Below are 25326 nucleotides of genomic sequence, written 5' to 3'. Positions count from 1 at the left end.
CCGGTCCGGAGAACCGGGCAGCCCTTCTTCGTTTGCTGGAACGCCGCTGGTCAAGCGGGGTTAACCACGAGTAGCCCGCGCGAGTCTCACAAAACCGGTGAACGCCGCGGAAGTGTCTTGTAAACGCTATGTATCACCGCACACACAAGCGGGCAACCAAGACCCAGTAGCATCACTCGCGCCCTGAAAAATCTCCTCCGATCATTAGGTTGGATGCGTGAGCGCACAGGATTTGTCACTGGAACTTCGCCGTGCCCTGTCGGCCATCGCCCGCGTGCCTCGGTTGCTGGTTGCATCGGACTACGACGGGACTATCGCGCCCATCGTCTCCGACCCGACAAAGGCCTATCCCCATCGGGAGTCGGTGAGCGCCCTGCGCGCTCTCGCCGGACTCACCGGAACCACCGCCGCCGTGATATCCGGTCGCGCACTGCGCGATCTCGCGGCCCTGTCCCGGTTGCCCGTCGAGGTGCAGCTGATCGGTAGCCACGGTTCGGAATTCGATGTCGGCTTCGTGCACGCCATCGACAACGACGCGAAACAGCTACTGGCCGAGGTCACTACGACCCTGACCCAGATCGCTCAGGACAATCCTGGCGCTACCGTAGAAATAAAACCGGCCAGTGTGGCCCTGCACGTCCGCAATGCCAGCCCCGAAATCGGCCGTCGCGCACTGGTTGCGGTGCGACAGGGACCCTCGGCCTGGGTCGGCGTGCAGACGACCGAGGGTAAAGAGGTGATCGAGCTCGCCGTCGTCGAAACCGACAAGGGCGCGGCCCTCGATATCGTCCGGCACCAGCAGGGCGCCTCGGCCGCACTGTTCATCGGCGACGACGTCACCGATGAGAAGGCGTTCAAACGTCTTTCGGGACCGGATGTCGGCATCAAGGTCGGCGAGGGCGAATCCCTCGCGGAGTACCGCGTGGCCAGCACCGAGGAGGTGTCGAAGGCGCTGGCGTTCCTACTCGAGGAGCGCCGCACGTGGTTGGCAGGTGCCAGCGCCCCTCGAATCGAACGGCTGACCATGCTGGCCAGCCCGCGATCCAAGGCCCTGGTCACCCCCGACGGCACCCTCACCTGGCTGTGCCACCCCGAACCCGACTCCGCCGCCGTCTTCGCCCACCTGCTGGGCGGACCGGGCGCGGGGCACTTCACCATTCAGCCCGAGCGCCCGAGCCTGCCGCTGTCGCAGCGCTACGTCGACGGCACCATGACCGTCGAAACACGTTGGACCAGTTTGCAGGTCGTGGACTACCTGCCGCACGACGTGGTCCCCGAGCGCACCGACCTGACCCGCGTCATCACCGGTGACGCCAAGGCGGTCATCACCTTCGCGCCCCGCCCCGAATTCGGGCAGGTGCCGGTGCGGCTGGTGCACGCCACCGGCGGCCTCAAGGTGGAGGGCACCAACGATCCGATCGTGCTGCGCTCCCCCGGCGTCGAATGGGAGATCATCGACGAGGGCAACCACCACACCGCCCGTGCCGTCGTCGACCCGCGTCAGGGCCCGATCGTGCTCGAGATGCGCTGCGGCACCTCCGATCTCGCGCCCGCCATGCGGCCCGAGGCGGATCGGCGCCGGGACGCCGAAAGCTATTGGGCGCAATGGGTCGGCACCCTCGAACTGCCGCCGCTCAAGCCCGATCTCATGAAGCGCTCGGCACTCACGCTGCGCGGGCTGGTGCACGCGCCGTCCGGGTCCATCCTGGCCGCGGCCACCACCTCGCTGCCCGAGGACATCGGCGGCGTGCGCAACTGGGATTACCGCTACTGCTGGCTGCGCGACGCCTCGCTGACCGCCTCCGCGCTGGTCTCGCTGGGCTCGCTCGGCGAGGCCGAGGATCTGCTGGCCTGGGTGCACCGGGTGCTGGAGACCCTGCCCGGACCCGAACGGCTGCACCCGCTCTACACCCTCTACGGCGAGACCCTGCCGCCCGAGGCCGTCATCGACCAGCTGCCCGGTTATGCCGGTTCCCGGCCGGTCCGCGTCGGCAACGCGGCGAACATGCAGGTGCAGCTGGACGTGTTCGGTCCCATCGTGGACCTCATCTCCCAGCTGGCGCACGCGCGGGAACACAAGGGCATCAACGATCCCGCCAAGGCGCTGCCGGACATGGACTGGGAACTGGTGCACGCCATGGTGTCCGCGGTACAGCGGCGCTGGCGCGAACCCGACCACGGCATCTGGGAGATCCGCGGCAACCCGCGTCATCACGTGTACTCGAAGGTGATGGGCTGGCTCACCGTGGATCGGGCGCTCACCCTGGCCCGCCAGTTCGGCCGCCCCGTCGACCCGGAGTGGGAGACGTTGCGCGACACCATCTCCGACGAGGTCAAGACGCACGGCTGGAACGACGAGGTGCAGTCCTACACGGCCGCCTACGAGGGCACCGACCTCGACGCCGCCACGCTGCACATCGGGTTGTCCGGGCTCATCGAACCCTCGGACCCGCGCTTCGCCGCGACCGTGGTGGCGACCGAGGCCGAACTGCGTAGCGGGTCGACCGTGTACCGGTACCACCACGACGACGGGCTGCCCGGCGGCGAGGGCGGATTCCACCTGTGCGCGGCCTGGCTGGTCGAGGCGTATCTGTTGATCGGCAAGCGGGAGGACGCCGAGGCGTTGTTCGCGCAGCTGGTGGATGTGGCCGGACCGACCGGACTGCTCTCCGAGGAGTACGACCCGGTCGCCGAACGGTCGCTCGGCAATCACCCGCAGGCGTACTCGCACCTTGGCCTGCTGCGCTGCGCCCAGCTGCTCAGCCAGCCGGTCGCGGCCCTGACCTAGCCCACCCTTTCAAATCTGCGACCCCCGCGAACTTTTGTTCGCGGGGGTCGCTGCTTTTGGGGGTTCGGGGTTGCCCCGGGTGTCGCGGGCCACATCTACAACTCCGGACTAGGGGCCTAACGGTCGTTTGCGCTACATTCAAATGGCAATCGTTTTCGTTTCTAGTAAGCCGTAGTGCCAGGAGTGACCCGCGTGACCACAAGCTTCGCCCGAGGATTCGCCGTGTTCGCCGCAGGACTCGCGACAGTCGCCACCCTGACCGCCTGCGGCAGCTCGAAGAGCTCGGACGGACTCACCGTCGTCGCCTCCACCAATGTCTGGGGCGATATCACCAAGGCCGTGGCCGGACCGGACGTGAAGGTCGAATCGATCATCAACGATCCGAAGGTCGACCCGCACTCGTTCGAGGTCTCCCCGTCCGACGCCGCCAAGATCACCGACGCCAAGCTGGTCGTCTACAACGGTGGCCACTACGACGAGTTCATCGAAAAGGCCATCGCCGGTAAGTCGAAGACCGTCGTCAACGCCTTCGACGTCGCCGGCCACGACCACGCAAGCGCCTCGGCCACACCGGATCCCGCCGCCGACACGCACTCGCACGAGGCCAACGAGCACATCTGGTACGACGTGCACGAGGTCGGCCACATCGCCGCGCACATCGCCGACGCCCTCGGCGAGATCGACCCGGACCACAAGCAGGCGTACACGGATCGCGCCACCGCCTTCGCCGCCAAGCTGGCCCCCATCGAGGCCGTCACCGCCAAGATCGCCGCCGAGCACCCGAACCAGCCGGTCCTGCAGACCGAGCCGCTGGCCGCCTACATGCTGACCGCCGCCAAGGCCGACGACAAGACCCCGCACGCCTTCCAGGAAGCCATCGAACAGGGCACCGACCCGGCCCCCGCCGACGTCGCCGCCGTCCGGGACCTGTTGACCGGCAAGCAGGTTCGCGCCCTCGTCTACAACATCCAGACCGAGGACAAGGTCACCCAGGACCTGAAGTCCACCGCCGACAAGTCCGGCGTCACCGTCGTCGAGGTCACCGAAACCCTCCCCGCGGACAAGGACTACATCACCTGGATGACCGACAACGCCAACGCCTTGGCCAAGGCCCTGGCATAACTCACCGCACCACCGCGTTCCCCCCGAGTTGAAGGACCCCCGCTGAACGACCGGACCAACCCGCTGTCGCCGAGCGCCCACCCCGCGCCCGGCGACAGCGCCGTGTCCGAAACCCGTTCCGCCGCAACCCGCGCCACCACCGCCTCCGGGAGTACCACCATGACCGCCAACCCCGCACCGGCAACCCACACCGGCGTCAGCACGCCCAAGCCCGGCTGCGCCCCCACCGGTGCGCGCCCCCGCACCCCCTCGGGCCGCTCCGCCCGCGCGAACGCTCCCGCCACCTCGGCCGTGGCCGAGCCGATCACCGTCGAGCAGAACAAGACCGGCGTTCCGGCGGTTCGACTATCCGGGGCGCGGCTGTCGTTCGGGGAGCGCACGCTGTGGGAGGGGCTGGATCTCGAGGTCGGGGCCGGGGAATTCATTGCGGTGCTGGGGCCCAACGGGTCCGGCAAGACCTCCATGCTGCGGATGCTGCTGGGGCAGGTGGCCTTGAGCGCGGGGACGGCCGAGGTGGCGGGAGCGCCTGCGCGGCTGGGGAATCCGGCCATCGGATATGTACCGCAGCAGAAGACCATCGAGGGTGGGGCTCAGCTGCGCGGAGTGGATCTGGTCGGCCTCGGCGTCGACGGGCACAGCTGGGGCATCGGCTTCCGCGGGCGCAAGGAACGCAAACGGAAAGTGGCCGAGGCGATCTCGGCGGTCGGGGCCGAGAAGTTCGCTTACGCGCCGTTGGACGCGCTCTCGGGTGGCGAGCAGCAGCGACTGCGGGTGGCCCAGGCGCTCGCGGGCGATCCCAAGGTGCTGCTGTGTGACGAGCCGCTGCTCTCACTGGATCTGGCGAATCAGCGGCTGGTGTCCGAGCTCATCGACAAGCGCCGCCGCAGCCACGACACTGCGGTGCTGTTCGTGACGCACGAGATCAATCCCATTCTGCCGCTGGTGGATCGGGTGCTCTACCTGGTCGACGGTCAGTTCCGGATCGGCACGCCCGATGAGGTGATGACCTCCGAGACGCTGTCGGAGCTGTACGGCACCCAGGTGGATGTGCTGCGCGTGCGCGGCCGCCTGGTGGTCGTCGGCACCGGCGACGCAATGGACGCGCTCGGCGAATCCGGAGCCGCCCACTGCCACGGTGAGAACCCGAAAGAGGTGCGGGCGTAATGGAAAAGCTCTCCAAGCTGTTCTCGCAGATGTTCGACGTGTCGACCACCGCGCATCTGCTGTCCTACGACTTCGTGCAGCAGGCGGTCATTGCCGCCGCGCTGCTCGGCCTGCTGGCCGGCGCCATCGGCCCGCTCATCATCAGCCGCCAGATGTCCTTCGCCGTGCACGGCACCAGTGAGCTCTCGCTGACCGGCGCGGCCGCCGCACTGCTGGCCGGTGTCGGCGTCGGCGTGGGCGCGATCTTCGGTTCCGTGGTCGCGGCCGTGTTGTTCGGCGTGCTGGGTTCCCGTGCCCGCGAACGTGATTCGGTCATCGCCGTGGTGCTGTCCTTCGGCCTCGGCCTGTCGGTGTTGTTCCTGTGGCTCGGCCCCGAACGCGCCGGTTCCAAGTTCTCGCTGCTCACCGGCCAGGTGGTCAGCGTCGGCAACTCGGGCCTGGGCCTGCTGGCCACCTGCACGGCCGCCGTCCTGGTGGTACTCGCCGCGATCTACCGCCCGCTGCTGTTCGCCAGCTCCGACCCGGAAGTGGCGGTGGCGCGCGGGGTTCCGGTGCGGGCGCTGGCCATCGTGTTCGCGGTGCTGCTCGGCGTGACCGCCGCCTTCGGCGTGCAGATCGTCGGCGCGCTGCTGGTGCTGTCGCTGCTCATCACACCCGCCGCCGCGGCCGCCCAGCTCACCGCCAGCCCGGTCCGGGTCGCGGTGCTCTCGATCGTGTTCGCCGAGATCGCCGCGGTCGGCGGCATTCTGCTCTCGCTGGCCCCCGGCGTGCCGATCTCGACCTTCGTCACCACCATCTCGTTCTCGATCTACCTGATCTGCCGGGTGGTGGGCTCGCGCACCCGCAACCGCCGCAAAGTCCTGGTGGCCGCCTGAGTTCCACGCGGTCGATCTACCCCTCGCCCGCCAGCGCGAACAGCCCGTCGACGGTCTGCTCGATCAGCCCGTCGACCAGCAGTGAATCCAGTGCCCGGTCACGCTGTCCGGGATCGCGGGTCCAGGCCAGATCCAGGCGCACCCGCTCCACCGGACCCGACGCACCCCGCAGCACATCGAGCAGCCGGCCCCGCGCCTGCCGATCGGTGCCCTCGTACTTCTGGACCTTCCGAACGACTTCCGAGGCCGGACGGCCCGCCGTCACCCACGCGCAGCTCGGCAGCGGGCAGCGCTCGCAGTCCGGGGTGCGGGCGGTGCAGATCAACGCGCCCAGTTCCATCAGCGCGGCCGACATGACCGCCGCCCGATCGACCCGGGCGGGCAGCAGCGCCTCGGTCTCGGCCAGATCCCGGTTTGCCGGATTCCCGGCATCCGCCTTACCGTGCACCGCACGGGCAACCACGCGGCGAACGTTGGTGTCCACCACCGGAACTCGCTGCCCGTAGGCGAAGCACGCCACGGCCCGCGCGGTGTAGGCGCCGATGCCCGGCAGACTCAGCAGCACATCCACATCCGTCGGCACCTCGTCACCGTGCTGCTCGGCCAGCACCCGCGCACACTCGTGCAGCCGCATTGCGCGCCGCGGATACCCGAGCTTGCCCCACGCCCGCAGCACCTCACCCTGCGTCTCCGCGGCCATCGCCGACGGCACCGGCCAGCGCGCCACCCACTCCCGCCAGATCGGTTCGACCCGAACCACCGGCGTCTGCTGCAGCATGATCTCGCTCATCAGAATCTGCCACGCGGTGACGCCCGGCCGCCGCCAAGGCAGATCACGCGCCGTCTCGCCGTACCAGTCGATGAGCGCATCGCTGTCCAATTCCGTCTCCTCCCGGCGGGAAATCTCCCGCGCGCCGCCACGCGCGATGGTATCCATGTCGTCGAGGCCGGTCATCCGCGCGGCTCACCGGGTGCACGGTCACCCGGTAAGCGGGTCTTTGCCGGACCGTAACGATCCAGACTCGCCGGTAACCACTTGGCTATGGAAAATGGGACACATGCCGCATAACAACCCGATCAGTGCCTGGAAAGCCTTGCGCGAAGGCAACGAACGCTTCGTCAACGGCACCTTGCAGCACCCCAGCCAGGGCGCAGTGGACCGGGCCCGACTGGCCGGCGGCCAGCAGCCCTCGGCCGTGCTGTTCGGCTGCGGCGACTCCCGCGTCGCCGCCGAAATCATCTTCGACCAGGGCCTCGGCGACATGTTCGTGGTCCGCACCGCCGGCCACGTCATCGACTCCTCGGTGCTCGGCTCCATCGAATACGGCGTGCAGGTGCTGTCGGTGCCGCTGATCGTGGTGCTCGGCCACGACAGCTGCGGCGCGGTCCGCGCCACCATCGACGCCCTCGACCACGGCAATGTGCCCGGCGGCTTCATCCGCTCGGTCGTCGAGAAGGTCACCCCGTCCATCCTGATCGGCCGCCGCGAGGGCCTGTCCGAGGTCGACGAGCTCGAGGCCCGCCACGTCGAGGAGACCGCCCGCCTGCTCATGCAGCGGTCGATGATCATCTCCCAGCGCGTGGCCACCGGCGAATGCGCCATCGCCTGTGTCACCTACAACCTCAGCGAGGGCCAGATCAACCTGCACCGGGTGATCGGCAACATCGGCGAGGTCGTCTAGTCCGGTCTGCCGGTTGCGTCCCGGGGGCGGCGGAATTTACCGCCCCCGTAGTCGCTTTCACGTCCGACACGCCGAGACCCTGCTCGGGGTGATCCCGACGGTGCCCTTACCGTTGTCACCGTGCTGGAACCGAACGGACCACTGCCACCGGAAATCTACTGGCGTCGCCGCGCGGCCGCGATCGGTGCGCTGGTGATCGCGCTCGCCCTGGTGATCTGGATTGCCTTCGCGCTGTTGAAGGGCGGTGGCGACCACAAGGCGGATGCCAAGCCCGCCGCCACCTCCAGTGCCGCGGCCAAGCCCGCGGGCAGTTCCTCGGGCGCGCCGGATCCCAGCTCCGCCAAGCCCTCCGGGTCCACCTCGGCCGGTGCGGCGCCCGCCGCGCAGGGCCAGTGCCCGGACCAGTCGCTGGCTGTGAAGGTCACCGTCGGGCAGCCCACCTACAAGACCGGCGACCAGCCGCAGTTCGGCATCGTCATCACCAATATCTCCAGCGCCGCCTGCGAGCGCGACATGGGCTCGGGACTGCAACTGGTCCAGGTGCAGTCGCTCGACGGCCAGCGCAAGCTGTGGTCCAGCACGGACTGCTTCCCGGACGGCACCCCCGACATGCGCACCCTGGCCCCCGGCCAGCAGGCCGCCTTCACCGTCACCTGGTCGGGCTCCACCTCCCAGCCCAGCTGCGCGGGCGACCGCGTGCCCGTCCCGGCGGGCCCGTACACCGTTGTGGCCCAGCTCGGTTCGGTGCGCAGCGCGCCGGAACCGTTCAATATCGCCTGAAATCCAGCACTCGACAGTGTGGGCCGGTATCCGATCGATCGGATACCGGCCCACACTGTTATTCGAGAATTGCGTTCGCGGCCCACCGAATTCATTTCCGGTTCGAATACGGGTGCACCGCGCAATACGACTTCGGGTGTCACCCCGCCATTTCCGCCGGGACGTCATCGCGCCGCCGTCGGCGCAATCCGGTAACCGCAAGCGCCGCACGAATATCGGCCACTTCGTGCAATTTCATCCCGCGCCCGGTCCGTTCCACCCCGGTTGGCACCAATGCCTCGGTGAAACCCAGCCGTTCGGCCTCGGCGAGCCGGCGGGTCAATCCGGTCACCTGGCGCACCTCCCCGGCCAGTCCCACCTCGCCCAGCACCACCATCCCGCTGGGCAGCGCCAGATCCTGGCTGGCGCTGGCAATGGCAAGCGCGACAGCCAGATCCGCGGCGGGCTCGGTGAGCCGCATACCGCCCACCGTGGCCGCGTAGACGTCTTGTTTGCCCACGAACACGCCTCCACGGCTCTGCAGGACCGCCAGGACCATGGAAACGCGGTTGTAGTCCAGCCCGCTCACCGCGCGCCGCGGTGCGGGCGCCTGGGTGTCCACCGTGAGCCCCTGCACCTCGCCCAGCATGGGCCGCTTGCCGTCCATGGCGACCGTCACCGCGGTCCCCGGCACCGCGTCGCCGCGGTGGTGCAGGAACAGCCCCGAAGGGTCGTCCACGCAATGGATTCCGGCCTCCCGCATCTCGAAGCAGCCGACCTCGTCGGTGCTGCCGAAGCGGTTCTTGATGCCGCGCACCATGCGCAGCGAGGAATGCTTGTCGCCCTCGAACTGCAGCACCACGTCCACCAGGTGCTCGAGCGTGCGCGGACCGGCCACCGCGCCGTCCTTGGTGACGTGCCCGACCAGCAGCACCGCGATCCCGCTCGCCTTGGCCAGCGAGGTCAGCGCCGCCGTCACCGAACGCACCTGGGTGACACCGCCGATCACGCCGTCCGCGTCGGCGGCCAGCATGGTCTGCACCGAGTCCACCACCAGCAGTGACGGTTTCACCTGCTCCACGTGCCCGAGAATGGTCGCCAGATCCGATTCCGCGGCCAGGTACACCTTGTCGTGCACCGCCCCGGTCCGGTCCGCCCGCAACCGCACCTGTCCCGCCGACTCCTCGGCGGTCACGTACAGCGCGATCTCGTCGCGGGCCCGCGCCCAGCGATGCGCCACCTCGAGCAGCAGCGTCGACTTCCCGACGCCCGGCTCCCCCGACAGCAGCACCACCGACCCGGGAATGATCCCCCCGCCCAGCACCCGGTCCAGCTCGGAGACGCCCGTGCCGCGCGCGAACGTCGTGTTGGCATCGATGGCCGAGATCGGCACGGCCGCCGTGCTCGGCAACATCGCCCGCCGCCCCACGGCCACCGCCGCCGACGAGGACGCCACCTCCTCGATGGTCCCCCAGCCGCCGCAATCCGGGCAGCGCCCAACCCATTTCGCGACCTCGTGCGAGCACTGCGCGCACCGGTACAGCGATTTCACCTTGGCCACGCGGGCAGCCTAGCCACCGGCTCCGACACTCCCGGGCAACCACGCGTCCGGAAAAACTTCGGACCCCGGATACGACGGTGCCCGCCCCGGCAGTTCCGGGACGGGCACGGTCGAAAACTCTGTGCGAGAGCTACGCGCTGCGGGGGACTACTCGCCGCCCTTGTGCTCCTGCTTCGCGGGCTCCTGGCGCGGGTTGTTCGCCCCGGCGTCGACCGGAACGTTGACCAGGACCGTCTCGGCGGCCTGCTTGAAGACGAAGGTGACCGGGTAGGTCAGACCCGGGGTGACGTCCTTGGTCAGCCCGGTGACCTCGATCAGGATCGGCTTGAGGGCCGGGTCGGTGGCCTTGTCGCCGACCGGCTGACCCTCGTTCTGGTCGTGCACGGCGGCCGCGCCGGCGGCGTCCTTGGCGGTCGGCAGGTTGGCGACAACGGTGCTCGACGGCTTGAGCTCGACCTTGTCGGCCAGCTTGACCTGGCCCAGGTCGGTGTTGATGGCGACCAGCTCGTCGGTCTTGGAGTCGCTCAGGTTGATGGCGCTGAAGGCGAGCACGGCCTTGCCGCCCTTGGTGTTGTTGTACTCCTCGGTCTGCGGCAGCAGGAAGCGGACGTCGCGCAGCGCGATGGAACCGACGTTGGCGCTGTTGCCGTTGACGGCGGCGACCTGGGTGGCGGTCTGCGAGACCTGACCGGCGCCGCAACCCGACAGCGCGAGCACCGCGCCCGCGGCGAGTGCGGCAACTGTCACGGCACGCCGCCGCGGCTTCGACGCAGTGGTGGCTTTCAGGGCAGTCACGGGGTCCTCCATGTCGACCGGGCTCACTCCACTATGGAGAGTAGTAGTCAAAGAGCGTAATGCTTGGCTCGACCCGCGCTACACGCGGGCGGTGTCGCGCGCGCGTGGCGGAAGTTGATCGAGGGACGAACGAGACTCGTGTGTGTGACCGGGCGGGATGCGTCAGGGGGCCTGACAGAGATTTGGAGACGACTTCTCGAGTGATGCATTGCCGTTTATGCGAGGGTGCCCGGTCGCGTATGCGAACTACGTACTCGCATATGCGCGCGACAAGTGCGATGCGCTATCCCCTTATGCCACAACGGGATGCACACGATTCGCGTTCTGTCAACCCCCGCCGCCGCCTCGTTGTGGCCCTGACCTGCGCCGTTGATCGCGCCGTTACCGAGTCGCATGTTAAACTGTGAACATCGAAAGGGGCACGGGACACATGATTTTTAAGGTCGGAGACACCGTCGTTTACCCCCACCACGGAGCGGCGCTGATCGAAGCTATCGAAACCCGCACCATCAAGGGTGTACAAAAGGAGTATCTGGTCCTGAAGGTCGCTCAAGGCGACCTGACCGTTCGGGTTCCCGCAGAGAATGCAGAGTATGTCGGCGTCCGCGACGTCGTCGGCCAGGAAGGCCTCGACAAGGTCTTCCAGGTGCTGCGGGCTCCGCATACCGAAGAGCCGACCAACTGGTCTCGCCGCTACAAGGCCAACCTCGAGAAGCTCGCCTCCGGCGATGTGAACAAGGTGGCCGAGGTCGTTCGTGACCTCTGGCGTCGTGAGCAGGATCGCGGCCTGTCCGCCGGTGAGAAGCGGATGTTGGCCAAGGCCCGTCAGATCCTCGTCGGTGAGCTCGCGCTCGCGGAAGGTACCGACGACGTCAAGGCCGAGACCCTGCTCGACGAGGTTCTCGCAGCGGCTTCCTGACCGTGAAAACAACACCCGGCGACGGCACTCGTGTCGTCGCCTTGGTTCCTGCCGCCGGCATGGGCGTGCGTCTCGGTGAGAACAAGCCGAAGGCCTTCGTTCACGTCGGCGGCAGTCCCATGCTCACCCGGGCGGTCCAGGGTCTGATCGACTCCGGCTCGGTCGACGATGTTGTGGTTATGGTGCCCGCCGAACTCGTCGCCGAGACCCGCGTCCTGCTGGCCGCTCTTGCAATAGGCGCTGCCGCCGTACCCGTGCATGTGGTCCCCGGCGGGGCCGAGCGCACGGACTCGGTGCGGGCCGGCCTGGCCGCCGCGCCCGAGGCCACCCTGGTGCTCGTGCACGACGCGGCACGAGCCCTCACTCCCCCTTCGCTCATCACGCGTGTGGTCGACGAGCTGCGCGCGGGTGCGCGGGCCGTGGTGCCCGCGCTGCCGGTGACCGACACCATCAAGGCCGTCGACGACACGGGCGCGGTGACCGGTACGCCGAATCGATCCGGGTTGCGCGCCATCCAAACTCCGCAGGGCTTCGACGCCGCGCTGCTGCGTGCCGCCTACGCTGTAGGGACACAGGCGACGGACGATGCGGGGTTGGTGGAGATGCTCGGGGTGACCGTTCGGACGGTGCTCGGCGATGCGCTCGCCTTCAAAATCACCACGCCACTGGATCTGGTCTTGGCCGATACCCTTGCCGCCCGGCGTGATACCGCCGACACCGCAGGTGGGCTGGACACGACACGCGAGGCGGTGATCGCCCCGTGATCGACGCACGCGCACTGCGCACCGGAATCGGCAGCGATGTGCACCCCATCGAACCCGGACGACCCTGCTGGATGGCGGGTCTGCTCTTCGAGGGCGACAGCGGCTGCGAGGGACACTCCGACGGCGATGTCGCGGCGCACGCGCTGTGCGACGCGCTGCTGTCCGCGGCCGGATTGGGCGATGTCGGAGCGGTTTTCGGCACCGGCCGTCCGGAGTGGCAGGGCGTGTCGGGCGCGGCCATGTTGAAGGAAGTCCGGCGGCTTCTGGACGAGGCCGGATTCGACATTGTCAATGCGGCTGTACAGGTAATTGGAAATCGCCCCAAGATCGGTCCGCGACGGGCCGAGGCACAGCAGGTGCTGGGCGAGATTCTGGGTGCGCCGGTCTCCGTGTCGGGCACCACGACCGACGGATTGGGCCTCACGGGTCGCGGCGAGGGCGTGGCGTCGATCGCCACCGCGCTGCTGTGTCTTCGGGCCTGACGACACCTGTGTGTCGCCGGGCCTGACGCGCCCGTAATCCGCCCATTCCCAACAGCTAGGATGCCCGTCGTGACTCTGCGCCTTTTCGACACCGAGACGCGGACCCTGCGTGAATTCACTCCGCTGGTCCCCGGCAAAGCCTCGGTGTACCTGTGCGGCGCGACCGTTCAGGGAAACCCGCACATCGGTCATGTGCGCAGCGGCGTCGCCTTCGACGTGCTGCGACGCTGGCTGGCCGCCAATGATTTCGATGTCGCCTTCATTCGCAATGTCACCGATATCGACGACAAGATTCTGAACAAGGCCGCCGAGCACGGCCGCCCGTGGTGGGAGTGGGCCGCCACCCACGAGCGCGCCTTCGACCGCGCCTACGAGACGCTCGGCGTGCTGCCGCCCTCCGGTGAGCCGCGCGCGACCGGGCACATCACCCAGATGGTCGGGATGATGGAGCGGCTCATCGAGCGCGGGCACGCCTACGCCTCGGCGGGCAATGTCTACTTCGATGTGCTGAGCTACCCGGCCTACGGGCAGCTGTCCGGGCACAAGCTCGACGATGTGCACCAGGGTGAGAGCGCGGGCCTGGGCAAGAAGGACGCGCGCGACTTCACGCTGTGGAAGGCCGCCAAGCCGGGCGAGCCGAGCTGGCCCTCGCCGTGGGGTCCGGGGCGGCCGGGCTGGCATCTGGAATGCTCGGCCATGGCCGAGTTCTATCTCGGTCCCGAATTCGATATCCATTGCGGTGGAATGGATCTGGTTTTCCCGCACCACGAGAACGAGATTGCGCAGTCGCGTGCGGCCGGGGACGGGTTCGCCCGCTACTGGCTGCACAACGGCTGGGTGACCATGAGCGGCGAGAAGATGTCGAAGTCGCTCGGCAATGTGCTCTCGATTCCGAATGTGCTGGAACGGGTCGGCGTGCGCGCGGTCGAACTGCGCTACTACCTGGGCAGCGTGAATTACCGCTCGCAGCTCGAATATTCGGACGAGGCGCTCACCGAGTACGCGACCAGCTATCAGCGCATCGAGGCGTTCGTGCTGCGGACGCTGGAGCGGGCCGGGTCGGTTCCGGTCGGGACCTGGACTCCGGCCTTCGCGGACGCGCTGAACGACGATCTCGGAGTGCCGCAGGCGCTGGCCGTGATTCACGGTGTGGTCAGCGAGGGCAACAAGGTGCTCGACGCCGGGGATCTCTCGGGCGCGCGGCTGCTGGCCGGGCAGGTCCGGGCGATGCTGGGAATTCTGGGTGTGGATCCGCTCGACGAGCACTGGGCCGCACCGGCCGACAATTCCGCGGCCATGGCCGCGCTCGATGTGCTCATCGGCGCGGAGTTGCAGCGGCGGCAGCAGGCCCGGGCCGACAAGGACTGGCCGGCCGCGGATGCGGTCCGCGACCGGCTCAAGGCCGCGGGTGTGGAGGTCACCGATACCGCGCAGGGCGCGGAGTGGACGCTGTCCAAGGACAAGAAGTAGGCGGTCCGCGCGAGCGGAAACCACTCCCCCGATACCGCGTGGGCACGCCCGCGCGGTGTGGCGGAGCGCACCGAATTCGAGGTAGCGGCCCAGCGTGGGGCACAATTCTTAGCGTCCCCCCGGCAATGTCGCACGGTTCGTGACCGGTTCGGGGGCGCTGCGGTAGCGCAGCGCGGAGTTTTTGATAGGGCGCAGCCATCCGCTGCGCCGACCGGAGGCAGGTTTCCCGCATGATCGACCGTGAGCGGGTTCGTCCCGCGGCCGGGTCGAGGCGGGTCACCCGCAAGATACGGAAGGCGAAGTGATGGCAGGCAATTCCCAGCGTCGTGGGGCGACACGCAAGGACGGCAGCAAGAAGGGGCAGACCGTCGGTTCCGGCGGCCAGCGCCGCCGCGGTCTCGAAGGCAAGGGCGCGACGCCCAAGGCCGAGGACCGCGTCTATCACGCGGCCGCCAAGCGCGCGAAGGCGAAGGCCAAGGCGCAGGCGAGCGCCGCGACCACCCGTTCGCGCAATGCCTCCCGGCCGATCGCCGGGCGCAAGGACAACGAGGGTCCGGAGTTGGTGCTCGGCCGCAACCCGGTGGTGGAGTGCCTGCGCGCGGGCGTGCCCGCCACGGCGCTGTACGTCGCCAACGGCACCGAGAACGACGACCGGCTCACCGAGGCGGTGAAGATCGCCGCGGATATCGGTATCTCGATCCTGGAGCTGCCGCGCACGGACCTGGACAAGATGAGCCACAACGCCATGCACCAGGGGCTGGCGCTGCAGGTGCCGCCGTACAAGTACGCGCATCCGGACGACCTGGTGGATCGGGTGCACAACTCCGGTGAGCCCGCCCTGCTGGTGGCGCTGGACAATATCTCCGATCCGCGCAACCTGGGTGCGGTGATTCGTTCGGTGGCGGCCTTCGGCGGCCAGGGCGTGGTGATCCCGCAGCGGCGCAGTGCCAGCGTGACCGCGGTGGCGTGGCGCACCAGTGCCGGTGCGGCGGCGCGACTTCCGGTGGCGCGGGCCACCAATCTGACTCGTACGCTGAAGGATTGGGCCAACAAGGGCTATCAGATCGTCGGTCTGGACGCCGGCGGCGACACCCACTTGGACGAATTCGACGGCAGCGCACCGACGGTCATCGTGGTGGGTTCCGAGGGCAAGGGCCTGTCGCGTCTGGTGCGCGAGACCTGCGACTCGATCCTGAGCATTCCGATGGCGGGACCGGTGGAGTCGCTCAACGCGTCGGTGGCGGCGGGCGTGGTGCTCGCCGAGGTCGCCCGGCAGCGCCGGATCTGAATCGGCAGCGCCGGATCTGAATCGACACCGCCGGATCTGAATCGACACCGCCGGAACCCAACCGGACGGTCGCCCACTTGGTTTCGGGGCCCCCGGGGCCTCGATGACCAAGTGGCGCAAGCGAAGACCGCGCGTCAGCCTGCCGGGAAGGTGCTCCCGCCCGTAAACTCGGGCGGGTGGTCTTCGATCAACCGCCCATCGGCGCCCCCGTCGAGCATGAGCACGCGACAGCCGTTCTGCTGCTGGGGGCGCTCAGCGTGTTCTGCTGCGGCGCACTGGGCCCGATCGCCTGGGCCATGGGGCGGCGGGCGCTCAATGACATCGAGGCGGGCGGCGGCCGATTCGGCGGCCGTGTGCAGGTGCTCGTCGGCTACCTGCTCGGCATCGTCGGCACCTGCTTCATGGTGGTGTTCGGCGTGCTGTTCCTGCTGATGGTCATCGGCGGCCGCGCCTGACCGTCAGTCCAGTCCGGGCCGGGGCTCGCCGCCGGTCACCGCGTCCCAGGCCGGCCATTCGCCGCTGACGCTGCCGGTCCACTTGGGCGGGCGACGGTCCTTGAGCGCGGCCACGCCCTCGCCGCCGTCGGCGCTCTTGGCGACATAATCGTTGAGTTCGGTTTCCAAGCGGCCCACCGTTTCCGGGGCCATGGTGGGGGCCTCCCACAGCAGCCGCTTGGACAGGGCCACCGGCAGCGGGGCCGAGCCGTGCGCGATGTCGTGGGCCACCTCGAGCGCGGTGGGCAGGACTTCCGCGGCGTGCAGGCACGAATTGGCGATGCCCAGCGAGTACGCCTCGTCACCGTCGAAGGTGCGGCCGGTGAGCAGCAGGTCGGCGGCGCGGGCGCTGCCGATCAGCCGGGGCAGGGTCCAGTGCGCGAAACCGTCGGCCAGCGCGCCACGGCGCACCTGGTTGAGCGCGTAGACCGCGTCGCGGGCCACATAGCGCAGGTCGCACTGCAGCGCGATCTCCAGGCCGATGCCCACGGCATGCCCGTTCACCGCGGCGATGACCGGTTTTCGGATTCGGAACGGCGGCGGGTCGATGAGGCCGTTGACCTCACCGACCTTCAGCGACAGGTCCGCGCCCGCGCAGAACGCGGGCGGGGTGCCGGTGATGACGACCGCCCCGATGGCGTCGTCCTTGTCGCAGCGACGCAGCGACGCACCGAGTTCCGACGCCATCGCCGGAGTCAGGGCGTTCTGCTGGGCGGGCCGATTGAGCGTGAGCACCGCGACGCCACCGGAGACGTCCACGTGCAGTTCCGAACTCATGGCTCCGAATCCTAGTCAAGACCGCTGCGGCACGCCCGGGAGCTTGGCTTATCCCGTCGGGATCGGCTCGCTCAGCCGCGCAGGATCTGCCGTCCGATGGCGTACTTGTGCACCTCGGTGGGGCCGTCGTAGAGGCGGAAGGCCCGCATGTCGCGGAAAATCATCTCCACCACGGTCTCATCCGAGATGCCGATGCCGCCGAGCACCTGCACGCAGCGGTCGGTGACCTTGAACAGCTCCTCGGAGACATAGGACTTGGCGATGGAGGATTCGTGGCGGGCCTTGTGGCCCTGATCCATCAGCCAGCAGGCGTGCCAGATGGTCAGGCGGCACTGGTGCAGCGCGATCTCGTTGTCCGCCAACATGAACGACACGCCCTGATGCTCGCCGATGGGCTTGCCGAAAGCGGTGCGGGTCTTGGCGTAGTCGACGGCGATGGCCTGGGCCCGCTCGGCCGCGCCCAGCCAGCGCATGCAGTGCGTCAATCGGGCGGGGGCCAGCCGCAACTGGGCGTAGCGCAACGCCTGGCCGGTCTCGCCGAGCACGGATTCCCTGGGCAGCACCAGGTTTTCGAAGTTCACCACCGCGTGGCCGCCGACGTAGTTGCGGTCCATGGTGTTCATGATCCGCTCGATCACGATGCCCTCGGTGTCGCCCTCGCAGAGGAACAGGGTGGGGCCCTCGGGCAGGTGCGGGTTGGCGGCCAAGCGCGCCATGATGATCCAGGTCTTCGCGCCGTCGGCGCCGGTGATCAGCCATTTGCGGCCGTTGATCGTGAAGTTCCCGCCGTCGAAGACGGCCTCGGTGGCCAGCTGGTTGGGGTCGGAGCCGGCGCCGCCGGGTTCGGTCATGGCGAAGACGCTGCGCTGGTGGCCGTCGATGACGGGCTGCAGGAACCGTTGCGTCTGTTCCGGATTCGCGATCTTGGACAGCAGGAACATATTGCCCTCGTCGGGCGCGGCGCAGTTCATGGCGACCGGGCCGAGGGTGGACCAACCGGCCGCCTCGTACAGCACGGCCTGCTCGACGTGGGTCAGGCCGCGCCCGCCCAGCTCGACGGGGGCCTGGATGGTGAGCAGCTTCTCGGCGCGGGCCAGCTCGACCATTTCCTGCCGCAGTTCGTCGTTCGGGCCGTGCGCGGTCAGCCGCGGATCGCGCTCGAAGGGGACGATCTTGTCGATGACGAACTGGCGAACACGATCGCGTTCGGCAGCGAGGTCGGCGGGAATCGAGAAGTCGATCATCGTTGGTCACCATCCGTCGTGGGATCTCGTTCGAGCCGAGCATACGACGAGACCCTGGACCGACTGAAGGCACCCGCCATCAAACGAGGACGCGGCGCAGAAACTCCTCGACTTCGGCCCGGTAGGCGGCCGGTTGATCGTCGTGAACCAGGTGGCCCGCATCGGGAATGACGACGTGGCGCGCATCCGGGTGCACCGCTGCCATCTCGGCCATCTGCCCCGGCGGGGTGATGGTGTGCTCGCCCTCGAGCAGCAGGACCGGGACCGTGATGGATTTCCACTGCGCCCAGAAATCGCGGGTGCCCCACTCCTCGGAGATGTCCCGGAAGGTCGGCACCTCCCCGTGCAGGCGGTAGCCGTCCGGTCCACGCAGGAACGAGTCGAGGAAATAGCGTCCGGCGACCGGGCCGAAGAACGCCAGCACCGCCGCCTCGTCCGGAAACGGTTGCGGCCAAGCCGAAATCACGGCCGCCCAGTTCGCGGCGGTGCGGCCCTGGAAGTCCGGGGCCATGTCCTCGACCACCAGCGCCCGCACCCGGTCCGGGTGCGCGGCGGTGAACATCCAGCCGTGCAGCCCGCCCATCGAATGCCCGATCACCACCATGGGTTCGGTGATCGCGGCGGTGGCCTCGGCCAGGTCCGCGACGAATGCCTCCGTGGTGAGTTCGGCCGGGGCGGGGCGTCCGTGCCCGGCCGCGTCGAAGGTGAACACGTGCCCGAATTTCCGCAGCCAGGGCAGTTGCGCCCGCCAGGTGCGGGCACTGCCCATCAGCCCATGCAGCAGCAGGATCGGGGTCCCGGTGCCGCCTTCGTCATACAACATCGACTCGACCATACGTCCCGAAAATCCGGTAAGCGGCGCGGAGTAGGGTCCAGCGCATGGCAGTCGTCAAGATCAACGCAATCGAGGTCCCCGAGGGCGCGGGCCCCGAGCTGGAGCAGCGTTTCGCGCACCGCGCGCACGCCGTCGAGAACTCGCCCGGCTTCCTGGGCTTCCAGCTGCTGCGCCCGGTCTCCGGGGACAACCGCTACTTCGTTGTCACGCAGTGGGATTCGGAGAAGTCCTTCGCCGCGTGGCGCGACGGCCCGGCGCGCGAGGCGCACGCGGGTGAGGCCCGCAAGCCGGTCGCCACCGGCGCGTCGCTGCTGGAGTTCGAGGTCGTCCTGGATGTGGCGGGCAAGAACTCCTGATCAGCGACCCGGGGCCGCACGGACCAGCAGGTCGGTGAGGCCCAGGGTGATCCGGTGCAGCAGCCATTCCGCCGGACCGCGGCGGAAGACGGCGCGCCACAGGGTCGCCGCCAGCAGTGAGCCGCCCGCCAGCAGGATCAGCAGGGGCCAGCCCGGGCCGTGGATGCCGCCGGGCAGCGAGGTCGCGTGCTCGTCCGGAATCGGCACCAGCACGCTGACCGCGACGACCTGCAGGATGTAGAGGCTCAGCGCGCACGAACCCGCGGCGATCAAGGGCCACAAGGCGATTCCCGCGCGCGGCACCAGCGCCATCAGGACGCCGATCACCAGGAAGGCCGACCCGGTCGCACCGAACACCTCGAACGGGGTGCCGCTGTGCGGATTGGCGACGGTCAGCCACCACGGGCTGGTCGTGGCCACCGTGCCGAATCCGGACATATCGATGATCATCCCGGGATCGAAGTCCGTGACCCCCGCTTCGGCCATGCCCCGGGTGAGCAACTCCACCAGTTGCTCGCGCCCGCCCAGCGGATGCTGCGCCAGCCACGAGCCGCCGTAACCGAGCAGCGCGAGCCCCGCGCCCACACCGATCACCGGCAACGGTCGCAGCGTGCGAATTCCCCAGCGCCCCAGTGCCATACCGGCGAATACGAACGGCATCCAGGTGAGCGCCGGATAGGCGCCGGTGAGCACCGTGATCTGCAGCGCCTGCCGGACACCCGACCACGACGTGAACATCTCGAAGGTGGGATTGCCGCCGAAGGCGTGCTCGTGCAGGTGACTTCGGATCACGAACGACACGATCGGACCCGCCACCGCCCAGACCGCGGCGAGCACGGCCAGTCCGCGGGCACCCCATCGCAGTACGGGCAGGGCGAGCAGGAAGAACATGCCGTAGTAGGCCAGGATGATCATGATCCCGATGCCGGAATGCAGTTGCGCCAGTGCCAAACCCAGCAGCCCGACGAGCACGCCCCGCGCGGCGATGCGAATCAGACTGCGGCGGGCGGCGATTCCGGTGGCGGGTTGCGCACCGCCGGACATGAGCGCCAGCGATACCCCCGCCAGCACCGCGAACAGCGCCGCGGATCGGCCTTCGAAGATGGTCAGCCAGGACGCGCCCGTCATGCCCCGCTGCGGTCCGACATGCACCGCAAACATGCCGAGCACCGCGATGCCGCGGGCCGCGTCGAGCGCGAGCACTCGTGACAGCGAATCTGTGGCATCCAATTCCCGCGATGCGTCGACCGACAGCGATGACTCCATGGCCTCGAAACTAATCCGGAACTCTCGGGAATTTCGAGCTGGTTTATCGATGAAACGCAAGAAATAGACGAAAGAGTTAGTTCCCGGCTAACGAAAGAGTCAGCCGGGAACTCACGAACTACGCCTCGAAGGTGGCGTCCAGTTCGATGTTGTCGACACCGGTGAGCGCCTTGGAGACTGGGCAGCCGGCCTTGGCGGCCTGCGCGGCGGCCAGGAAGCCCGCCTCGTCGATGCCGGAAGCCTTGCCGACCACGGTCAGCTTGATCTTGGAGATCCGGAAGCCGCCGGCCGGATCCGGGCCCAGCGTCACATCGGCGGTGACGTCCAGGTTCTGCACGGTGCCACCGGCATTGCCGATCTGACCCGAGAGGGCCATCGAGTAGCAGGAGGAGTGCGCCGCGGCGATGAGCTCCTCCGGGCTGGTGGTGCCGTCGGCGTCGTCGGCGGCGCGCTTCGGGAACGAGACGTCGTACTTGCCGACGCCCGAGCTGACCAGCTCGACCTGACCGGAACCGTCCTGCAGGCCGCCGGACCACGAGGTACGCGCGCTACGTGTGGGCATCACTGTCCTTTCGAAGAATTCGGTGCGGTACGGGCTCGAACCTACTCCGCCGAATCAGCGGGCGGTCGACGATCATTCAGCGTTCACCGCTCAGACGGGTGCGGTGGCGCGCTGATCCAGCTGTTCGAGCACGGTCGGCCAGGCCGTTTCGTGGCGGTCCCGCGCGGTGGCGTTCGGGAATCCGGCATGCGTCAGCAGCAGCGCGCTGCCCGCGCCGTGCGGTGAGAGTTCAATGGTGAGAACGGTTTCCGCGCCCTCGGTGCCGCCCTCGCCGGTCACCCAGGTGGTCTCCATGAGACGGTCGGGGACCAGGCGCAGGAACCGGCCGTAGTGCGGGTGTCCACCACCGGCGGTGAAGAAGAACGTCTCGTTCACCGCGGGCCGGTGCATGAGCACCGATCCGGGGTCGGCGAACCAGAGTCCGAGTTGCCGGGTGCACATGCGGTAGAGCTCGTCGGGCGAGGCCGCCATGATCCGCTCCACCGCCAGGAAGAAGGGGCGCTGGGACAGATCGGGCGGCCGAATCGGGGCGACGTCCATGCGCGAGCACGATACCGGCCGCGACCGCCGTCACTCGGGATTGGTGACCCGAGCCAGCACGATGCCGCCGATGATCATGGACAGCGCCAGCACCCGGCCCGCGCTGAGCGGATCCTTCTGGATCACGATGCCCAGCGCGATCGCGCCCACCGCGCCGATGCCGGTGAAGATGGCGTAGGCGGTGCCCACCGGCAGCGACTGCATGGCGTAGGAGAGCAGATACACCGCGACGGCCGCGAGGATGAAGCAGATCAGGGTGGGCAGCGGTTTGGTGAAATTCTGTGTCGGCTTGATGGATTGCGACCACGCGATCTCGACCACGCCCGCCAAAGCCAGGACGAGCCAGTTCATGTCAGTACTCCTTACCCAGGGTGCGGGCGGCGGCGAGGGCGGCCGCGTAGGAGGCGTCGTGCTTGTCGCGCAGGTGTGCCAGCGCGGGATCCTGGCGTGAGTTGACCAGTTCGGCATTGACGAAAACCGTGTCCTCGACGGCGAAATGGCCCGCGAAGAAGTCCCGCAGGAAGCGCTCCTGGTAGTCGTATTTCGCCTTCGGCGCGCCGGGCGTGTAGGCGCCGCCGCGCGCGGTGACCACCACGAAGCGGGTGGGGGCCAGCGACATTCGCGGGAAGGTGATCTGGTCCAGCCACGCCTTGAGGCTGGCCGGGATCGAGTAGTTGTACATCGGGGTGCCGATCAGCACCACGTCGGCGGCGCGGACCTCGGTCAGCAGCGGCTCGACGATCTCCCAGGCCCGTTGCTGCGCAGGCGAATCCACCAGTTCGGCCAGCCGGTCGAGGTCGGTGCTGCCGTGCGCGAGCACGCGGTCGCACAGTTCGGTCCAGCCCTCGCCGATGAACGGGATCGGGTCGGCGGCCAGGTCGCGGTGGAGGTAGCGGCCGTCGGGATGTTCGGCGCGCCAGGCATCGGCGAAAACGCCGCCGAGTTCACGGCTGATCGAGGTGCGACGAGCACTGGCATCGAGGTGCAGCAGGGTGGCCATGGCCGAGTCTCCAATCAAGTGGACGTCTTGTCCGGTTATGCGGGCTACGCTAATCGATAACCGGACAGCTTGTCCACTTATTCCTCGGCGGCTACAGTGAGCTGCATGGACATCCCCGCCCTACCGCTGCTCGGCGACCCATCCCCACCCGTCGAACGCGCCGATGCCGCCCGCAATCGGGCCAAGGTGCTGGCGGCGGCGGCCGAGTTGTTCGCGACCCGCGACCCGCGCACGGTCACCATGGACGATGTCGCCAAGGCTGCCGGGGTGGGCCGGGGGACGCTGTATCGGCGCTACCCGGATGTCGGTTCGATCGCCGTCGCCCTGCTCGACGAACACGAGCGGGCGCTGCAGGAACAACTGCTGCGCGGGGAGCCGCCGCTCGGACCTGGTGCGCCGCCCGCCGAACGGCTGGCCGCGTTCTATACCGCGATGATCGAATTGCTGGATACCCACGCACCTTTGGTGCTGGGCTCGGAGACCGGTGGCGCGCGTTTCCGTACCGGCGCCTATCAGTTCTGGATGGTGCACGTGCGGTCGCTGCTCGTGGCAGCCGATGTGCCGCAACCCGATTCACTGGTCGACGTTCTGCTCGCGCCGCTCGCCGCCGAGGTCTATCTACGTCAGCGCGAGCGCGGACTGACCTCCGCAGAGATCGAGTCCGCGCTCGCCCGGCTCGCCGTCGGCGTACTGGGTACCGCCGCTTCCTGATTCACACCATGTCGCGGCGGCGGATCAACCAGATCGTGCCGGTGGCGAATACGACCACGTAGGCGGCCAGCACCAGCAAGGACGCCGGGCGGGACAGGATGTCGAGTACGCCGGGCGTCGCCGGACCGCTCACCGTCCGCAGCGAACCCGCCAGGGACCCGGCAGCCGTACCCGGCAGATGATCGGTGACCGCGCGGATGGGTGCGAAGATCCCCGCCACACCGCGTAACAGGTTCTCCACCACCAGAACCCACACCAGGCCCAGGCCGACCGCCAGCGCGGGTCCCCGGGCGATCGCCCCGATGAGCGCGCCCGCCAACGTCCACATGCCCAGAATCGCGATGCCCGAACCGATTCCGAGCAGTATCCGCCCGGCCGACGGCAAGGCCAGGGACTGCCCCTGCGTCCCGGCGATCAGCGCCGCCACCCCCGTGTCCACCACGAAGGCGGCCACGACCAGCGCGACCACGGTCAGCGCCAGGCTCACCACCACCGCCCCGATGACGTGCACCCGCGAAGGGCCTTGGGTGAGCGCGGTTTTCCAACTCCCCCAGCCGTATCCGCTGCCGACCGCGAGCGCGCCCAGCACCAGCATGAGCGCGCCGCCGAACATGGCCATGCCCTGCGTGAACACCTCCGGCACGGCCGACGGCAACATCTGCTGCATGAGCGCCTCGCGCGGCAGGCCGTTCGACATCCGGGTGGCGCTGCCGGTGGTGTAGGCCAGGTAGTTGAACAGGTAGGCGAAGGTCAGGTTCAGCAGGATCCAGGTGCCGAGCACGATCCAGAAGGCGGGCCAGCCACGCAGGCGCAGCAGTTCGGCCCGGGTGCTGGCCAGCAGATCCCGGCTCCCGGTGATCAGGGTGGTCATTTCGCAGTCTCCGTCATCTCGAAAAAGACTTCTTCCAAGGACTTCTCGTCGCTGCGCAGCTCGAGCAGGTCGGCGCCCGCCTCGATCACGGCCCGCGCCACCGCGGGTGCCTCGGCCGCGCCCGCGTCGATACGAATCCCATTGGCGGTCAACAGCGCCCCCCGCTCCCCCACCACGGCCCGCACCGCCGGGAAGGCCAGGCTCAGCGGCTCGGCCCGCACCAGAAGCGATGCGCTGCCGCGCAATTCCCGCACGGTGGACTCGGTCAGCAGTCGCCCGCCGGAGATGACGCCGACGCGATCGCAGATCTCCTGCACCTCACTGAGCAGGTGACTGGACAGCACCACGGTGTGCCCGTCGGCGGCGAGTCCGGTGATGAGTTCCCGCATCTCGGCCATGCCCGCAGGATCCAGGCCATTGGTGGGTTCATCGAGAATCAGCAGATCGGGGCTGCCCAGCAGGGCGGCCGCGACCCCGAGGCGCTGTTTCATGCCGAGCGAGTAGGTGCGGAACTTGTCCTTGCCGCGGCCGCTGAGCGCGACCCGGTGCAGGGCCTCGGCGACCGCGTCGTCGCCGACACCCCGATAGCGGGCCAGCACGCGCAGGTTGTCGCGGCCCGACAGGTACGGGTAGAAGCCGGGGCCCTCGATGAGAACGCCCATGCGGCGCAAGGCATCCGGATCACCCGGGTGGGTGCCGACCACGGTGGCGGTCCCCGCCGACGGACGGATCAGCCCGACCAGCATGCGCAGCGTCGTGGTCTTACCGGCCCCGTTCGGGCCCAGGAATCCGTAGATCTCACCGCGGCGGACACTCATGCTCACGGCGTCCACGGCGGTGTGGGAGCCGTAGCGTTTGGTCAACCGGTCGGTGACCACGATGGCTTCGTTCATGACTCCCACGATCCGCGCTCGGCCTTCGGAATTAATCCGTCGCGGCGCGTGATCGGTCGTACGTATCTCGACGTATTTCGCCGCGACACGATGCCGCGGCCCGCGTAC

At 68.6% G+C, this 25326-nt stretch carries 27 protein-coding genes; 14 read left to right on the top strand and 13 right to left on the bottom strand.

Features of this window, described 5'->3' with window-relative positions; genetic code table 11:
* The first annotated feature begins 217 nt into the window (after positions 1-217).
* The 4 genes from otsB to ACYVN4_RS17440 all read left to right on the top strand — a co-directional run bounded on the left by otsB (position 218) and on the right by ACYVN4_RS17440 (position 5949).
* Positions 218-2788, top strand: coding sequence for a trehalose-phosphatase (otsB, locus tag ACYVN4_RS17455; protein WP_460722235.1), 2571 nt, complete (start codon positions 218-220; stop codon positions 2786-2788).
* 192 nt (positions 2789-2980) lie between these two features.
* Positions 2981-3910, top strand: a complete 930-nt coding sequence (locus tag ACYVN4_RS17450) for a metal ABC transporter solute-binding protein, Zn/Mn family (protein ID WP_460722233.1) — start codon at positions 2981-2983, stop codon at positions 3908-3910.
* Between the two features lie 291 nt (positions 3911-4201).
* Entirely contained in the window at positions 4202-5074 is an 873-nt protein-coding gene (locus ACYVN4_RS17445) for a metal ABC transporter ATP-binding protein (RefSeq protein WP_460722734.1), read from the top strand.
* Positions 5074-5949, top strand: coding sequence for a metal ABC transporter permease (locus ACYVN4_RS17440; protein WP_460722231.1), 876 nt, complete (start codon positions 5074-5076; stop codon positions 5947-5949). Before ACYVN4_RS17445 ends, ACYVN4_RS17440 begins: the two co-directional genes overlap by 1 nt.
* A gap of 16 nt (positions 5950-5965) precedes the next feature.
* Here ACYVN4_RS17440 and ACYVN4_RS17435 read toward each other — a convergent pair whose 3' ends face one another.
* Positions 5966-6886 (bottom strand): HhH-GPD family protein, encoded by a 921-nt coding sequence (locus tag ACYVN4_RS17435; RefSeq protein ID WP_460722229.1) that lies wholly within the window; start codon positions 6884-6886, stop codon positions 5966-5968.
* 121 nt (positions 6887-7007) lie between these two features.
* Between ACYVN4_RS17435 and ACYVN4_RS17430 the strand changes: the two genes are divergently transcribed.
* A complete protein-coding gene (locus ACYVN4_RS17430) occupies positions 7008-7631 on the top strand; it encodes a carbonic anhydrase (RefSeq protein WP_379354585.1) in 624 nt (207 codons plus the stop codon).
* A gap of 120 nt (positions 7632-7751) precedes the next feature.
* Complete coding sequence (locus tag ACYVN4_RS17425; RefSeq protein WP_460722227.1) at positions 7752-8411, top strand: hypothetical protein; 660 nt, start codon at positions 7752-7754, stop codon at positions 8409-8411.
* Positions 8412-8550: 139 nt separating this feature from the next.
* On the opposite strand, the gene radA is transcribed toward ACYVN4_RS17425, so the two are convergent.
* Positions 8551-9951, bottom strand: coding sequence for a DNA repair protein RadA (gene radA, locus ACYVN4_RS17420; protein ID WP_460722225.1), 1401 nt, complete (start codon positions 9949-9951; stop codon positions 8551-8553).
* A 147-nt stretch (positions 9952-10098) separates the two neighbouring features.
* Positions 10099-10746, bottom strand: a complete 648-nt coding sequence (locus ACYVN4_RS17415; RefSeq protein ID WP_460722223.1) for a hypothetical protein — start codon at positions 10744-10746, stop codon at positions 10099-10101.
* A 430-nt stretch (positions 10747-11176) separates the two neighbouring features.
* Here ACYVN4_RS17415 and carD point away from each other — a divergent pair, with 430 nt between their 5' ends.
* From carD to ACYVN4_RS17385, 6 genes are all read left to right on the top strand, one after another.
* Positions 11177-11665, top strand: a complete 489-nt coding sequence (gene carD, locus ACYVN4_RS17410) for an RNA polymerase-binding transcription factor CarD (protein ID WP_025346809.1) — start codon at positions 11177-11179, stop codon at positions 11663-11665.
* Between the two features lie 2 nt (positions 11666-11667).
* Complete coding sequence (gene ispD, locus ACYVN4_RS17405; RefSeq protein ID WP_460722221.1) at positions 11668-12429, top strand: 2-C-methyl-D-erythritol 4-phosphate cytidylyltransferase; 762 nt, start codon at positions 11668-11670, stop codon at positions 12427-12429.
* A 14-nt stretch (positions 12430-12443) separates the two neighbouring features.
* Positions 12444-12911, top strand: a complete 468-nt coding sequence (gene ispF / locus ACYVN4_RS17400) for a 2-C-methyl-D-erythritol 2,4-cyclodiphosphate synthase (protein WP_379355033.1) — start codon at positions 12444-12446, stop codon at positions 12909-12911.
* 69 nt (positions 12912-12980) lie between these two features.
* Positions 12981-14381, top strand: a complete 1401-nt coding sequence (gene cysS, locus ACYVN4_RS17395) for a cysteine--tRNA ligase (protein ID WP_460722219.1) — start codon at positions 12981-12983, stop codon at positions 14379-14381.
* A gap of 304 nt (positions 14382-14685) precedes the next feature.
* Entirely contained in the window at positions 14686-15669 is a 984-nt protein-coding gene (gene rlmB / locus ACYVN4_RS17390) for a 23S rRNA (guanosine(2251)-2'-O)-methyltransferase RlmB (protein WP_460722217.1), read from the top strand.
* A 176-nt stretch (positions 15670-15845) separates the two neighbouring features.
* Entirely contained in the window at positions 15846-16124 is a 279-nt protein-coding gene (locus tag ACYVN4_RS17385; RefSeq protein ID WP_460722215.1) for a DUF4190 domain-containing protein, read from the top strand.
* Between the two features lie 3 nt (positions 16125-16127).
* Here ACYVN4_RS17385 and ACYVN4_RS17380 read toward each other — a convergent pair whose 3' ends face one another.
* The 3 genes from ACYVN4_RS17380 to ACYVN4_RS17370 all read right to left on the bottom strand — a co-directional run bounded on the left by ACYVN4_RS17380 (position 16128) and on the right by ACYVN4_RS17370 (position 19007).
* Positions 16128-16940, bottom strand: coding sequence for an enoyl-CoA hydratase/isomerase family protein (locus ACYVN4_RS17380; RefSeq protein ID WP_460722213.1), 813 nt, complete (start codon positions 16938-16940; stop codon positions 16128-16130).
* 71 nt (positions 16941-17011) lie between these two features.
* Positions 17012-18184: an acyl-CoA dehydrogenase family protein gene (locus ACYVN4_RS17375; protein ID WP_460722211.1), complete on the bottom strand. Its 1173-nt coding sequence runs from the start codon at positions 18182-18184 to the stop codon at positions 17012-17014.
* Positions 18185-18263: 79 nt separating this feature from the next.
* Positions 18264-19007: an alpha/beta fold hydrolase gene (locus tag ACYVN4_RS17370; RefSeq protein ID WP_460722209.1), complete on the bottom strand. Its 744-nt coding sequence runs from the start codon at positions 19005-19007 to the stop codon at positions 18264-18266.
* A 56-nt stretch (positions 19008-19063) separates the two neighbouring features.
* On the opposite strand from ACYVN4_RS17370, the gene ACYVN4_RS17365 reads away from it, so the two are divergent.
* Entirely contained in the window at positions 19064-19375 is a 312-nt protein-coding gene (locus tag ACYVN4_RS17365) for an antibiotic biosynthesis monooxygenase family protein (protein ID WP_460722207.1), read from the top strand.
* On the opposite strand, the gene ACYVN4_RS17360 is transcribed toward ACYVN4_RS17365, so the two are convergent.
* The 5 genes from ACYVN4_RS17360 to ACYVN4_RS17340 form a co-directional block, all read right to left on the bottom strand.
* Positions 19376-20641 carry a DUF418 domain-containing protein gene (locus ACYVN4_RS17360; RefSeq protein ID WP_460722205.1) on the bottom strand — a complete coding sequence of 422 codons (1266 nt, stop codon included), beginning with the start codon at positions 20639-20641 and terminating at the stop codon, positions 19376-19378.
* A gap of 118 nt (positions 20642-20759) precedes the next feature.
* Positions 20760-21203, bottom strand: a complete 444-nt coding sequence (locus ACYVN4_RS17355) for an OsmC family peroxiredoxin (protein WP_379354609.1) — start codon at positions 21201-21203, stop codon at positions 20760-20762.
* 90 nt (positions 21204-21293) lie between these two features.
* A complete protein-coding gene (locus ACYVN4_RS17350) occupies positions 21294-21743 on the bottom strand; it encodes an SRPBCC family protein (RefSeq protein ID WP_460722203.1) in 450 nt (149 codons plus the stop codon).
* Positions 21744-21773: 30 nt separating this feature from the next.
* Positions 21774-22094 (bottom strand): DMT family transporter, encoded by a 321-nt coding sequence (locus tag ACYVN4_RS17345; RefSeq protein ID WP_460722201.1) that lies wholly within the window; start codon positions 22092-22094, stop codon positions 21774-21776.
* A gap of 1 nt (position 22095) precedes the next feature.
* A complete protein-coding gene (locus ACYVN4_RS17340) occupies positions 22096-22743 on the bottom strand; it encodes an FMN-dependent NADH-azoreductase (protein WP_460722199.1) in 648 nt (215 codons plus the stop codon).
* Positions 22744-22848: 105 nt separating this feature from the next.
* Here ACYVN4_RS17340 and ACYVN4_RS17335 point away from each other — a divergent pair, with 105 nt between their 5' ends.
* Positions 22849-23454 (top strand): TetR/AcrR family transcriptional regulator, encoded by a 606-nt coding sequence (locus ACYVN4_RS17335; protein ID WP_460722197.1) that lies wholly within the window; start codon positions 22849-22851, stop codon positions 23452-23454.
* Between the two features lies 1 nt (position 23455).
* Here ACYVN4_RS17335 and ACYVN4_RS17330 read toward each other — a convergent pair whose 3' ends face one another.
* Both ACYVN4_RS17330 and ACYVN4_RS17325 read right to left on the bottom strand, forming a co-directional pair.
* A complete protein-coding gene (locus ACYVN4_RS17330; protein WP_460722195.1) occupies positions 23456-24325 on the bottom strand; it encodes an ABC transporter permease in 870 nt (289 codons plus the stop codon).
* Positions 24322-25218: an ABC transporter ATP-binding protein gene (locus ACYVN4_RS17325; RefSeq protein ID WP_460722192.1), complete on the bottom strand. Its 897-nt coding sequence runs from the start codon at positions 25216-25218 to the stop codon at positions 24322-24324. The genes ACYVN4_RS17330 and ACYVN4_RS17325 overlap by 4 nt, the downstream gene beginning before the upstream one ends.
* Positions 25219-25326: the final 108 nt, after the last annotated feature.

The sequence above is a fragment of the Nocardia heshunensis genome (genome assembly GCF_054782115.1).
Note: the sequence above shows the minus strand (reverse complement) of the source record. Positions and strands in the feature narration are given on the sequence as shown.